Annotated in this window: 10 protein-coding genes; 6 read left to right on the forward strand and 4 right to left on the reverse strand. The window is 61.9% G+C overall.

The annotated features are described in order from the left end of the window. Positions 1 to 131: 131 nt before the first annotated feature. Positions 132 to 1,619: an NAD-dependent succinate-semialdehyde dehydrogenase gene (locus AC6I97_RS13750; RefSeq protein WP_224164287.1), complete on the forward strand. Its 1,488-nt coding sequence runs from the start codon at positions 132 to 134 to the stop codon at positions 1,617 to 1,619. A gap of 230 nt (positions 1,620 to 1,849) precedes the next feature. Here AC6I97_RS13750 and AC6I97_RS13755 read toward each other — a convergent pair whose 3' ends face one another. Both AC6I97_RS13755 and AC6I97_RS13760 read right to left on the reverse strand, forming a co-directional pair. Then, positions 1,850 to 3,265, reverse strand: coding sequence for a ferredoxin reductase (locus AC6I97_RS13755; protein WP_224164286.1), 1,416 nt, complete (start codon positions 3,263 to 3,265; stop codon positions 1,850 to 1,852). Next, entirely contained in the window at positions 3,262 to 4,563 is a 1,302-nt protein-coding gene (locus tag AC6I97_RS13760; protein ID WP_224164285.1) for an aromatic ring-hydroxylating oxygenase subunit alpha, read from the reverse strand. The genes AC6I97_RS13755 and AC6I97_RS13760 overlap by 4 nt, the downstream gene beginning before the upstream one ends. Before the next feature lie 163 nt (positions 4,564 to 4,726). On the opposite strand from AC6I97_RS13760, the gene AC6I97_RS13765 reads away from it, so the two are divergent. The 4 genes from AC6I97_RS13765 (at position 4,727) to AC6I97_RS13780 (ending at position 10,257) form a co-directional block, all read left to right on the forward strand. After that, positions 4,727 to 5,659, forward strand: a complete 933-nt coding sequence (locus AC6I97_RS13765) for a LysR family transcriptional regulator (protein ID WP_224090081.1) — start codon at positions 4,727 to 4,729, stop codon at positions 5,657 to 5,659. A gap of 487 nt (positions 5,660 to 6,146) precedes the next feature. Then, positions 6,147 to 7,184: a quaternary amine ABC transporter ATP-binding protein gene (locus AC6I97_RS13770; RefSeq protein WP_497945169.1), complete on the forward strand. Its 1,038-nt coding sequence runs from the start codon at positions 6,147 to 6,149 to the stop codon at positions 7,182 to 7,184. Continuing rightward, positions 7,184 to 9,211, forward strand: a complete 2,028-nt coding sequence (locus AC6I97_RS13775; protein ID WP_224090077.1) for an ABC transporter permease — start codon at positions 7,184 to 7,186, stop codon at positions 9,209 to 9,211. The genes AC6I97_RS13770 and AC6I97_RS13775 overlap by 1 nt, the downstream gene beginning before the upstream one ends. A gap of 65 nt (positions 9,212 to 9,276) precedes the next feature. After that, positions 9,277 to 10,257, forward strand: a complete 981-nt coding sequence (locus tag AC6I97_RS13780; RefSeq protein ID WP_309926380.1) for an ABC transporter substrate-binding protein — start codon at positions 9,277 to 9,279, stop codon at positions 10,255 to 10,257. A 391-nt stretch (positions 10,258 to 10,648) separates the two neighbouring features. Here AC6I97_RS13780 and AC6I97_RS13785 read toward each other — a convergent pair whose 3' ends face one another. After that, a complete protein-coding gene (locus tag AC6I97_RS13785; protein ID WP_497945170.1) occupies positions 10,649 to 11,683 on the reverse strand; it encodes an AAA family ATPase in 1,035 nt (344 codons plus the stop codon). A 120-nt stretch (positions 11,684 to 11,803) separates the two neighbouring features. Next, positions 11,804 to 12,214, reverse strand: a complete 411-nt coding sequence (locus AC6I97_RS13790) for a RidA family protein (RefSeq protein ID WP_224090073.1) — start codon at positions 12,212 to 12,214, stop codon at positions 11,804 to 11,806. Positions 12,215 to 12,295: 81 nt separating this feature from the next. Here AC6I97_RS13790 and AC6I97_RS13795 point away from each other — a divergent pair, with 81 nt between their 5' ends. After that, complete coding sequence (locus AC6I97_RS13795; RefSeq protein ID WP_224090072.1) at positions 12,296 to 12,682, forward strand: winged helix-turn-helix transcriptional regulator; 387 nt, start codon at positions 12,296 to 12,298, stop codon at positions 12,680 to 12,682. Positions 12,683 to 12,735 lie beyond the last annotated feature (53 nt).

Genomic DNA, 12,735 nt, shown 5'->3' on the forward strand with positions numbered 1-12,735 from the left:
TAATTACATTGGCTTTAGGCACAAAACCATCATGCGTTGGTTATCGATCGCGGCGAAACGCAGATCATCCGTTGGAGATGTACGCGTCTTCGTACCGCCATCGACCAGGCCAGTACTGAAAGAGAGAATCGATGAGCCTCATATCCGACGTCGCTGCACCCCTGATTGCGGCCGACTCCGCCAGCGTCAAACATGCCGATGCCGTCATCCGATCCATCAGCCTTCCCAGCTCGGGCATCGAAGTCCAGGACCCCGCGACAGGCGAAACCATAGCCCATGTCCCCGACGCCGATGTTGAGGCCGCGCTGGAAGCTGTTGCGACAGCCGACAAGGCTGGAACGCCCTGGGCCAGGTCCAGCCTCCGCCAGCGCGCCGACGTACTCCACGCCTGGTACAACAAACTCGTTGAACACACCGAAGACCTCGCCCACCTGATCTCCCGCGAAATGGGCAAGCCCCTCGCCGAAGCCCGCGGCGAGGTCAAGTACGGAACCGATTTCGTCCGCTGGTACGCCGAGGAAGCAGTCCGCCCCGCAGGAAACTTCCGCGAGACACCGGATGGTGGTGCGAGCCTCCTGACACGCCGCTCCCCCGTCGGCCTGGCGGTCCTGATCACGCCATGGAATTTCCCCTTGGCGATGGCCACCCGAAAAATCGCACCCGCCCTGGCTGCGGGATGCCCCGTAGTCATCAAGCCTGCGACCCTCACCCCCCTCACGACGTACTTTGCCGTTCAACTCGCGGTCGAGGCAGGGGTACCGGAAGAACTTATCCAGGTCATCACGACCTCAAAATCAGGTGCGTTCAGCGAAGCCGTCCTGCTCGATCCCAGAGTCAGGAAAGTTTCTTTCACTGGATCGACGCCGGTGGGACGCCAGCTGTTGCAGCTTGCCTCCCAGAATGTCCTCCGAAGCTCAATGGAGCTTGGCGGCAACGCACCGCTCATCGTCTTCAACGACGCCGATCTGCAGCGGGCAGTGGACGGAACGTTTGCCGCGAAACTCCGCAATGGCGGCCAGTCCTGCATTGGAGCCAACCGGATCTACGTCCAGGACGGAATAGCCGATGACTTTGTTGCAGCGCTCACCGAACGCTTCGCCCAGGTCGCTGTGGGAAGCGGGCTCGGACAGCAGACCGGACTCGGCGCGCTGATCGACGACCGTGCAGTCGCCCAAATGCAGGCCTACACCGAGAACGCCGTGGCTCTGGGAGCCACACTGCTCACCGGCGGCCACGGTTACGACTCCGCAGGCAATTTCTTCGCCCCGACCGTCCTGGACCGCGTCACCGAGGATTCCGACGTCGCCCAGTCCGAGATTTTTGGCCCCATCGCGGCGATACAGCGCTTCAGCTCCGAAGCCGAAGTGATTGCCCGCGCCAACGCCACGGAATTCGGCCTCGCCGGCTACGTCTTCACCGAGAACCTGGACCGCGCCCTTAATGTCGCCGACAATCTCCAGACAGGAATCGTCGGCATCAACCAAGGCGTCCCATCCAACGCAGCCGCCCCCTTCGGAGGCGTCAAGCAGTCAGGTCTCGGACGCGAAGGAAGCGCCGAGGGCCTCGAAGAATACGAGAACATCCGCTTCTACAACGTAGCGCGACGCGCCACATCCTAGCCCGTGGCAAGGCTAAGGGCCGGACATCTGCATTGCTGCAGTTGTCCGGCCCTGGCCGACGGAACCCTTGGGCACCAACCGCCAAACGTTGGGGGGTTATTGGCAGTTATTTGGGCTCCGCTGCATCCAGTAAAGACCAACGGGCAGTCTTGGTGCACGAGTAGTTTGTACTCGTCTTTCGTCCGTAACCGTGGCCACGCTACCTGTCCCGCTATCTCCGCAGCTGGAAGCTAGGCATCAATCACCATATCGGTCCGGGCTGTGGAGCAGCAGGGCAGGAACTTGCCTGCATCGATTTCCCTGGCCCGGATCCCGCCCTGGTGGTTCATCTCCACCTCCCCGGAAAGCTTGACGACCTTGCAGGAGCCACACATGCCTTCCTTGCAGTTTGCGCCGATCCTGACGCCCGCACGCTGGGCCGCCCCCAGAATGTGCTCGGTGGGATCGATGCGTACATTGATTCCCGTGCGCATGAAGGACAGCGTGAGGCTTCCCGTTCCGACGGTGTCGAAACTTGAGGCATCCGGGGACGCGGTCTCCGGCTCGGTGTCCGAACCGCCGTCGAGGGCTTCCGGACCAGCCGCATCCGCATCGACGGTTTCCAGCGGCAGTCCCCCGGCCTTCAGGGTTCCCTCGGCGTCGTAGCCTGGCTCGTAGAGCCCGAACGCTGTGGGCTGGCTTTCAAAGTAGTCCTCGGCGGAATCGGCGATTTCCTCCGCGATTTCCTCGGCAATGTCCGCTGCATGCGCCAGCTCCGCCTGGTATTCAAGGAGCGTCTGGCGGTCGCCGGTGAAGAACTCCATGTAGATGGAGGTGTCGTCGACGCCCACCTTCTTGAGGAGCTCGGTGGCAGTGTTCAGGTAGCCCTCGGGACCGCAGGCATACACCTGGCGGCCGTTGGCATCGGGGGCCACCTCGTCGAGCATGGCCGCCGTCAGCCTCCCGCTGAGTCCTTCCCACCCCTCGGGTTTGCTGCGGTCACCCAGGGAATAGAAGACCTTTACGCGCGAGTCCACGGACGCTATGTACGCCAATTCCTGGTGGAAGGCAAAACCCCCGGCTTCCGCTCCGTGGTACAGGACAACAACGTCAGCATGCCCCGGCAAGGAGTGGATGGTCCGCACCATGGACATGATGGGCGTAATGCCGGCTCCAGCAGCGAGCAAGAGGTAACGAGCACGCCGGTCCGCGTCGGGCAGGTGGAACGCGCCGACTGGCCCGAGCATCTCCAGGACGGTACCTGGCTTGACGTTTTCGTGCACCCACGGCGAAACCAGGCCGCCACCATCGCGCTTGACGCTGATGCTGAAAGTCCACGGCTCGGTGGGCGAACTGGACAGCGAGTAGCTGCGGTCCACCGGTTCCTTGTCCTCGCCGTTCACGGGAAAGGCCACGTTGACGTACTGCCCTGCACGGAACGCAAGAGGGGCGCCGTCGCAGCGCCGGAACACGAACGTCATGAGGCCGCCCGCTTCCGGAACGGTTTCCACGCATTCAGCCATGAACTCCTGCGGGTGCCAGGGGCCCAGGGCACGGGCAGCACGGGCGGGTGCCTCGGTGCTGCCCATCACCCTGTTCCACGGCATTTCAAGTCCACGGATCCGCTGTGGCTCCTGGATTGCCGTCTCTGTGAGGAGTTCAATCATGCCAAGTGCTCCTGCACGCGCTGTACGTACCAGTTGATGAACGCCTCAACCTGGTATTCGCTCTTCATGTACGGGCCGGGCTCGTAGGCGGGGCTGCCGGCGCCCTGCTGGCACAGCTCCACGAAGGCCTTGTCCTGCAGGTTGGTCTGCTTCCAGGTGTAGGTCAGCTTCTCGAGGTCGTAGTCAACGCCTTCCACGGCATCGTCGGCTACCAGCCAGGTGGTGCGGACCAAGGACTGGTGCTCATTGATCGGGAAGACACCGAAGGTGATCACGTGGTCGCCCAGGAAGTGGAACCAGCTGTTGGGCTGCAGGTGCATCGAGCAGCGGCCAAGGCGGAAGTCGGGCAGGTCACCGAGCAGCTTCTTGGACAGCCGGCGGCCATCGGCGGAGAACGATTCGCCCTCACCGTCCAGGGATTCGCGCGAGATGCGGATTCCGGCGATACGGGTGTCCAGTTCCTCAACTACCTCGTAGGGCAGGCCGTAACGGCGGCAACGCTCTTCGAGCGAGGACTGTGCTTCCTTGTTGCGGTCCCAAACTTCCTCGAGATGGGCCGGGATCAGCCCCTCGGTCAGGCCCCACGTGGGGAAGAGCGAGCAGGCGAGTTCCGGATGCCCGTCGCAGTGGTAGCACTCACGGTTGTTCTCCATGACGAGCTTCCAGTTGCCCTCTTCGATGATGTTCTGCTGGTAGGCAATCTTCGTCTTGGACAGATCGTGGGGCGCGAGGTAGGGCTCGAAGATCTTGGAGGTCTCGTCAAAGTCCGTCGGCGGTTCATCAGCGATGCAGACGAAGATGAGGCCGGCAACTTCGCGGCTGTGCGCACGCTTGAGCGCGAAGCAGTTCTTGTCGAACTTCGCTTCGCCGGGAGCGGAGGCGTGGATCAGGTTACCTTCCGCGGAATAGGTCCAGGAGTGGTAGCCACAAACGAGGTTGCCAGTGGACCCGGCAGCTTCGGTCAGGACGCGGGCGCCACGGTGGCGGCACACGTTGTGCAGGACGTTCACGCCGCCGTCGTCGTTCCGCAGCACAATCAGCGAGTAGGGGCCATAATCCACAGTGATGTAGTCACCCGGCTCCGGGAGTTCTGCGACGCTGCCGGCAAAGATCCAGTGCTGGCCAAAAATGGCCTCCATGTCGATCTTGAAAATCGTGGGGTCTGTGTAGAAGGGGGCATCGAGGGAATATCCCGTGCGCCGGAACTCGAACAACTGGCTGATCTCTGCCAGCTGCTCTGCAGGCAATGATGAAGCGAGTTTTCCGCGTGAATTGAGGGGCAAGACTGGAGCAGACATGTGTTTCCTCCCGGGAGGCCTGGGTTAGCGTGCGATTCATGGCGACCAAGGGTGCTTGGGTGCAACCGATGTTGTATTCAAAATCCTTGTAGTCATGAGATTAGGGACGAATGCGCTGCAACAAAAGCGCAACATTTGGAAGATAACCGTGCACAATAGGTGCATGATCGATGCGAGACTCATCACACTTCGGGTGTTTGCCCGCTGCGGCACCATTGGCGCCACCGCGGAGCTCACAGGTTATTCTCCCTCCGCCGTGTCGGCGCAGTTGCGGGAGCTCCAACGCGTACTTGGAATGCAGCTGCTGACGAAGGACGGCCGGGGGGTGCGGCTGACCGCCACGGGCCGCTTTCTCGTGGCGGGTTCGGACACGCTCATTGCCGACTGGGAGAGCCTGCGCGCCGCAGCCATGAAGGCCGGGGACCAGGTCCAGTCGCATTTTGGCCTCGGCGGATTCTCGACGGCGGCCGCCCAGTTGCTTGCGCCACTCGCCGCGACTCTTCGCTCAACGCGCCCCCAACTGGAAGTGCAAGTACTCGAGGCCAACCCGGCCCGCTGCTTCGACTTGTTGGTTGCCGAGCGAATCGACCTTGCAGTCATCGTCGCCATGCAGTCCGACACATACGCCGAGGACGATCCGCGCTTCGAACAGACCGTCCTGCTCGATGACCCCCTGGACGTCATCATTCCCTCTGACCATCCGTTGGCATCGCGGGAGACGGTGACACTCCAGGAGCTGGCGTCGGAACCCTGGATTACGGAGGCCGCCGGCTCGACCTACCATTCCCTCTTCACTGCGGCGTTCACCGCGGCCGGGGTAACACCACGAATTGCCCACGAGGCCGTCGAGTGGGAAACCCAAATCGCCTTCGTGGGCGCAGGGCTGGGCGTGGGCCTGCTGCCGAGACTGGCGCCGCTGCGTAGTGCAGAAAACGTAGTTCGGCTCCGTATCACGGGCAGGGGTAAGCCGTCGCGCCGCATTGTCGCTGCCGTACGCCGCGGCAGCATCACCTCTCCCCTGATCCAGGAATCGCTCGGCATCCTCCAGTTGAGCGCCAATCGAATTCTCACTGCCCGGCCCGAAGACGACCTCTGAGATCCTCACACCGGTCAGAACCAGTACGGGCCAATGCCGTCATACGACTCGACGGCACCGTCACAAAGCAGCTTCCCTCACGGTGACCCTTCCCTTGACGTGGTCCAGCGCCCAACCCGCCAATCATTGGGATGGCGCAAGCGTCGTCCACGGTGGCTGTTGGCCATCGTTTTTATTTATTTCCAAACCTTGACAGGTGGAGTGAGATACATCACTGTTGCGTATTACGGGTGATGTTGATGCATGCACAACCAGCAACATGCAGATCAAGTCCGTTCGCAGCGAAGAAGATTTACAGTGCCCTCGCGACATCGCGCAAGGATTTGCCCGCGGGCGTCTGGAGCATGGCGTTGAGAGCGCTGCCTCCACCGGCGTATCCCCCAGCTTTCCCCAAGCTCAGTGGGGGACTTCGGCGAAAAGGCAAGCAGCAAGACATCCACTCAAAGCCCGGCCATTGGTTCGAGCCGCCATAAGCAGGAGTACAGCAATGAACAGCCCCGACATCTCAGTACGGAACCTCTGGAAAGTCTTTGGCCCCGCTGGTGAAAAGATCCCTGGTGATCCCCGGCTTTCGTCCCTTAGCTCTGCTGAACTGTTGGCAGCCTCAGGCTGCGTAGCGGCCGTCCGCAACCTAAGTTTCGACGTCGCAAAGGGTGAGGTCTTCGTCGTTATGGGTCTCTCGGGATCCGGCAAATCAACCCTTGTCCGCTGCCTCACCCGGCTTATTGAACCCACTTCAGGGCAGGTAATGGTGGACGGCAGGGACGTCCTGCAGGCAGGCGTTGGGGAGCTGCGGGAACTTCGCCGGCGGAAGATGTCCATGGTGTTCCAGCACTTCGGACTCCTGCCTCACCGGACGGTTTTGGACAACGTATCCTACGGCCTGCAAATCCGGGGGGCGGCTAAGAATGAGCGCTACGGCCGGGCTCGGGAAATCATTGAACTGGTCGGCCTGAAGGGGTACGAACAGCACTATCCGGACCAGCTGTCCGGCGGTATGCAGCAGCGTGTCGGCCTTGGCCGGGCTTTGGCAGGCGACCCGGACACCATCCTTTTCGACGAGCCCTTCTCTGCATTGGATCCCCTCATCAGGCGTGACATGCAGGCCGAGGTGATCCGACTCCACAAGGAAATGGGGAAGACCATGGTGTTCGTCACCCATGACCTTTCCGAGGCACTCAAGCTCGGGGACCGCATCCTGATCATGCGCAACGGCGAGATGGTCCAGTGCGGCACCGGGGATGAGTTGGTGGGATCTCCGGCAGATCAGTACATTGAGGATTTTGTGTCCGAAGTTCCCCGCGCGGACGTCCTGACCTTGAAGTGGATTATGCGTCCCTTGATGGATGGAACGCCCCTGGATGCTCCGGTCCTCAGTTCCGGCATGATCATCCGGGACGCCATAACAACCGTGATGCATTCCTCCTGCCCCGTCCTCGTGGAGGATGAAGCAGGCAGGATCATCGGGCAGATCGACCGTGACAGCATCCTCTCTGTGCTGCAGCCAGCGGAAGCAGCGGCCTGATGACTACGCTTGTCCGGGATCAGGAAAAGATCCAGCCAGCCTCCTCCCCTGTTAAGGAACCGCGCCGCCTGCCCAGTCGCCGCACCATGCTGCTGGTTGGCGCGGGCGTCATCTGGATCCTGGGCTTTCTGATCCTGCACGGGACGTCCACCCTGACTTTGCCTGCCTCCGAGTTGACGGATCTGCACCGCTCACTCAACCAGTTCAACGCCTGGGTTGCGGCCAACCGGGCCGACAACCCCGTCTTCCTGTATATCTTCACACCACTGCGGGCCGTGGTGGACAACGTCGCCAACCTCTTCATCACGCTCTTTGCGGCGAGTTCCACCGGCCTGCGGCTGCCTGAAATTGGCTGGCTAGGAACCGTAGGACTACTTGGCTGGATTGCGTTCGCCGTCGGGAACGTCCGCGTGGCTCTCCTGACCCTATCCGTCTTTACCTTCTTCGGCATCCAGGGTCTGTTCGTTGAGGCCACCTACACGTTCGCCTTGGTTCTTACCGCTGTGCTGCTGACACTCCTGATTGGGATCCCGCTCGGTATCCTCGCCGGTGTCTCCACCCGGGTTGCCACAGTGATCACGCCGGTACTGGACTTCATGCAGACGCTGCCCACATTCGTCTACCTGGCCCCCTTGGCGCTCATCTTCCTCATCGGCCCGGCCTCGGCCGTCATTGCCACTGTCATCTACGCCGCGCCTCCGGTAATCCGCCTCACGGCCCACGGTATCCGAAGCATCCCGGAGAACACCCGGGAAGCCTCGGACTCGCTGGGTACCACGGGCCTGCAGCGGCTGCTTACCCTGCAGCTTCCCATGGCCAGGCGCACAGTTGTCATGGGAATCAACCAAAGCACCATGGCGGCTCTGTCCATGGTCACTATTGCGGCACTGATCGCCGCTCCAGGACTCGGCCAGGTCGTTGTCCGCGCGCTGCAATCGCTCGACGTCGGAACTGCAGTAAATGCCGGCCTCTCCATCGTCCTGCTCGCGATCGTGCTGGACCGGGTAACCACTGCAGCCAGCCGCCGGGCGGAACCGGGCGCTGCCCGGAACGGCCGGATCTCGCGCAGGAACCGATACATAGTCCTGGGTGTCACGCTGGGCCTGGCCCTGGTCATGGTCCAGTTGTCCAGGAGCTCATTGTGGGCCGCGGCTTTCCCGAAGGACTTCAACATCGGCCCGGCGATTGTCCAGGCGGTGAGCTCGGCAAGCCAGTGGATGCAGAGCAACCTGTCCCTGTTCACAGTGTCCCTGCGTGAATCGGTCACCACTGGAATCCTGAACCCGTTCCAGTCCCTGCTCACAGACACCCCTTTCTACATCCTCGTGGGCGTCATTGCCCTGGCCGCTTACGCATTGGGCGGTTGGAAGCTCGCCGCCGTAACCACCGCCTGCCTTGGTGTCATCATCTACCTTGGCCTCTGGAGCGATTCCATGGTCACCCTCGCCGGAACGCTGGTGGCCACCGCGCTTGTCATGGTCCTTGGTGTGGTCTTCGGTGTCGCGATGGGCCGTTCCGAAAGGGTAGACCAAGTCCTTCGGCCAATTCTGGACGCCGGCCAGACGATGCCCGCGTTCGTTTATCTTGTTCCGTTCCTGGGACTCTTCGGCGCTACCCGTTTCACGGCGATCATCGCAGGCATCATCTACGCAGCTCCTGTCGCCATCAAAATCACCGCCGATGGCATCGCAGCAATCTCACCCACTGTCCTTGAAGCTGCCATTTCCAGCGGCTCAACGCCTTGGCAGGTCATTACCAAGGTCCAGTTGCCGATGGCCAGGAAGTCCCTGGCACTCGCCGCCAACCAAGGGCTGATCTACGTCCTTGCCATGGTGGTCGTGGGTGCCCTGGTCGGTGCAGGCGGACTCGGGTACGACGTCGTCGCCGGCTTTGTCCAAAGTTCACTGTTCGGCAAGGGCCTGGCCGCAGGCCTTGCCATCGTGTTCCTCGGCATCCTGCTCGACAGGATGACCCAGGCTGCGGCAGCAACCCCGCTGCGGAAAATTGCCGCGGCCAAGACCCCATGAACCTGGTCGCTCCAATGAACAAACATTCCCGCCATACTCCCACCCCCCAACAAGGAGACCCAACAATGAAAAAAGCCGGACCGCTGTTGAAACGAACTATCCCCCTGATGGCAGGAGTCGCCGCGGCTGCTTTGCTGCTGACAGGCTGCGGGGGTGCTTCCGTGAACCAGGTGGCCGCCGCACCCGCAGGTGCCTCGGATGCACCCTGCGGAGCTGTTAGTGTCGCGATGAACGCCTGGGTCGGCTATACGGCCAATGCTGCCGTGTACAGCTACGTAGCGAAAAACCAGCTTGGTTGCACTGTGGTGCAGAAGGACCTCAACGAACAGATTTCCTGGCAGGGTTTCGCCTCCGGTGAGGTGGACGTCATCATGGAAAACTGGGGTCATGCTGACCTCACCAAGCAGTACATTACGGATCAGAAGGTGGCTGTAGACGCCGGACCCACCGGCAACGAAGGCCACATCGGCTGGTACGTACCACCATGGATGGCAGAGAAGTACCCGGACATCACGGACGGGAAGAACCTGAACAAGTACGCGTCGATGTTCACCACCTCCGAGTCCGGCGGAAAGGGCCAGATCCTCGACGGCGACCCCGCTTTCGTCACGAACGACGAAGCACTGGTGAAGAACCTGAACCTGGATTACAAAGTGGTGTTCTCCGGCTCGGAGGCTGCCCTCATCCAGTCGTTCCGGACGGCGGAGCAAAACAAGACGCCGCTGCTGGGCTACTTCTATGAACCGCAGTGGTTCCTGTCCCAGATTCCCCTCAAGAAGGTCTCCCTGCCGGCCTGGACCGAGGGCTGCGATGCTGACGCAGAAAAAGTGGCGTGCGACTACCCGACCTATACACTCAACAAGATTATTTCCAAGAAGTTTGCGGACAGCGGCTCACCGGCAGCCAAACTGGCCAAGGGCTTCAAATGGACCAACGATGACCAGAATTCAGTCGCCACGGATATTCAGGGCGGCATGAGCCCCGAAGCCGCAGCCAAAAAGTGGGTGGACGCGCACCAGGAAACGGTGACGTCCTGGCTTAAGTAACAGGAATCGTGCGACGGCGGCACTCGGCAAGTACCGCCGTCGCACTTTTTCCTGTCCATAAACTTTGCCTAAGCTGCGCAAAACCGGGGTAACTCTTGATCCAGCTGAAGCATGGTTGAACCAGCAGGATGCAGGAGGAGCCATGAAGCGCATAACAGCCACCCCTACCTTTGGCGGAGCCCCCAAGGGAAGCTCGCCGGTCAAAGTGTCGAGCGGTGTCACATGTAAGGCGACCGCGTGGCGGACTCCCCCCGCGACTGGGCTGCGATCCGAATCCCGTGGTTTTGGCATTCAGGAAACGAGCCATCAAATCTGGCCCGACTGCCGTGACTGAAGGCTTTCCGGCGGCGTGCCACCACCTCGAGCCCGACGCCTGGAGAAGGCCTCGCCGTCAGACCAGCCAGCGCCACCAGCGTGACTGTTCCCGTTCCGGCGTCGCTTCCGTCTCCGGCTCCTCACCCAAGGCCAGTGCGGCCTCGGCGATGTCCTCCGCGGTGAGCGTCATGACGGCCTCACGATCGAGGGCGTCCAGACTTTGTTCTTCATCGAGCGAGAGCCGAAGCGCCTGGCGGTTGAGCGCCTGCTCGAACAGCGTGCGTGCAAACCGCGCGTTGCCGGAGTCCTCGCCCGCGTGGAGCCCAGTGAGGATGCGCCGCAGCATCTGGTCTGCACCCGGCTCCAGCGTGTACTCGTGCTGGGCAAGCATCTGGTGGAAGATCGTATCGAGCTCGTCCACGGAGTAGTCCGGGAACGTAATCTCCCGGGCGAACCGGGAGCGCAGTCCAGGGTTCGAGAGCAAGAAGGATTCCATCAACCGCGGGTAGCCGGCCACGATCACCACCAGGCGGTGGCGGTGGTCCTCCATCCGCTTGAGCAGGACCTCGATCGCCTCGGGGCCGAAATCCATCCGGCCGTCCTCCGGGGCCAGCGCGTAGGCCTCGTCGATGAACAGGACCCCGTCCAACGCCCGCCGGATCACCCGGTCCGTCTTGATGGCGGTCGCCCCGACGTACTGCCCCACCAGGCCCGAACGGTCGACCTCGACCAGGTGCCCTTTCTGCAGCAGCCCGACCGCGCGGTACATCTCGGCCAGGAGCCTCGCCACGGTCGTCTTGCCTGTGCCCGGGTTTCCGAGAAACACCAGATGCTGGGATGTGGCCACCTCCGGCAGACCGTGCGCCTTACGACGAGCCTGGACCTGGAGCAGTGCGACCAGGGCCCGCACCTGTTCCTTCACGGTCCCCAGTCCAACCAGCGCGTCGAGTTCGGCCTGCACCTCGGACAGCGGCCGGGCCGGCCCGGGCCTTGCACCGATGAGATCGCCCACGAGGTCGTCGACGCGTTCGGAACCGGGCAGCTTGAGCTGATTGGCCAGATGGCCGATGGTTTCGCGCAGGTCATCGAGCGGATTGCGGCTGGCAGCCATACATCAACTGTAGTACCCGATTTACCGCTGAGTGGGCTTGGCCCCCATCGGTATCACGATTTGGTGGTTGAGGCGCTGAGGACTCTTTAAACAGTCGTGCACGAACCCCTGGTGGCGTTGCTAATCCAGTACCGCGGTTGCTTCAACTTCGACGAGCCCATCCGGTTCGAACAGATACTCGACGCCGATCAGCGAGGACGGTGGCATCGGCGAGGGCAGTCCGATCTCCGCAGCGACACTTTCGATACCTTCCATGAAAGCGCTGATCTTCTCCGGAGCCCAGGCGGTGACGTAGAACGTCAAACGCACGACGTCGTCGAAGCTCGCCCCGGCGCCGGCCAGCGCGGTCGCGGTATTGCGGAGGGCCTGGGCGACCTGGCCGGCCAGGTCGTCCGGAGCGACGGGCGTAGCATCAGCCAGGCGCGAGATCTGGCCCGCGACGTGAACGTGACGGGTGCCGGTGCCGACGGCGACGTGGTGGTACGGGGTGGGCTGCATCAGGCCTTCCGGGCTGAAACGGTGAACAGGCATGAGACTCCTTGGGAAAGAGGTAAACGTTGGTATATCTTTGATACCTGGTAGATGCAGGACACTTCAACGAGACCAGGTTTCATGCCGGATACCACTAGCCACGATGACCGTCTGGAGATCAGCACGCCCCATCGGGAATTGCTCGATCAAGTTCTCGACAAGTGGTCATTGAGCGTGCTCAACGAACTCTGCGAGCGGCCTTGCCGGTTCAGCGAACTGCGACGGGCCATCCCGTCGGTGTCGCAGAAGTCCCTGACGGCGACGCTGCGTCGCCTCGAACGAAACGGCATTATCGAACGCGAACTGCTTAGCTCGCGCCCCGTCGCGATCGAGTACCGCATCACACCTTTAGGCAAGACACTTCGTTACCCCATCGATGTGCTCCTGGAGTGGGCTGCAAAGCACATGCCCCTCATCGAACAGGCGCGCGAGACCTTCGACGTCCAGGACCTGGCCGAAGACACCTAACCCTCATTGACCTTCCGGCCCAAGAGCGTGCCTCCCGATCTTCATGATCGACC

The sequence above is a fragment of the Arthrobacter sp. TmtSoilC48 genome (genome assembly GCF_059739425.1).

Excerpts from the sequence above, each read along its gene's own strand:
- AC6I97_RS13780 (WP_309926380.1), top strand. The coding sequence starts at position 9,277 with ATGAAAAAAGCCGGACCGCTGTTGAAACGAACTATCCCCCTGATGGCA.
- AC6I97_RS13755 (WP_224164286.1), bottom strand. The coding sequence starts at position 3,265 with ATGATTGAACTCCTCACAGAGACGGCAATCCAGGAGCCACAGCGGATC.
- AC6I97_RS13760 (WP_224164285.1), bottom strand. The coding sequence starts at position 4,563 with ATGTCTGCTCCAGTCTTGCCCCTCAATTCACGCGGAAAACTCGCTTCA.
- AC6I97_RS13775 (WP_224090077.1), top strand. The coding sequence starts at position 7,184 with ATGACTACGCTTGTCCGGGATCAGGAAAAGATCCAGCCAGCCTCCTCC.
- AC6I97_RS13750 (WP_224164287.1), top strand. The coding sequence starts at position 132 with ATGAGCCTCATATCCGACGTCGCTGCACCCCTGATTGCGGCCGACTCC.
- AC6I97_RS13795 (WP_224090072.1), top strand. The coding sequence starts at position 12,296 with ATGCCGGATACCACTAGCCACGATGACCGTCTGGAGATCAGCACGCCC.
- AC6I97_RS13790 (WP_224090073.1), bottom strand. The coding sequence starts at position 12,214 with ATGCCTGTTCACCGTTTCAGCCCGGAAGGCCTGATGCAGCCCACCCCG.
- AC6I97_RS13785 (WP_497945170.1), bottom strand. The coding sequence starts at position 11,683 with ATGGCTGCCAGCCGCAATCCGCTCGATGACCTGCGCGAAACCATCGGC.
- AC6I97_RS13765 (WP_224090081.1), top strand. The coding sequence starts at position 4,727 with ATGATCGATGCGAGACTCATCACACTTCGGGTGTTTGCCCGCTGCGGC.
- AC6I97_RS13770 (WP_497945169.1), top strand. The coding sequence starts at position 6,147 with ATGAACAGCCCCGACATCTCAGTACGGAACCTCTGGAAAGTCTTTGGC.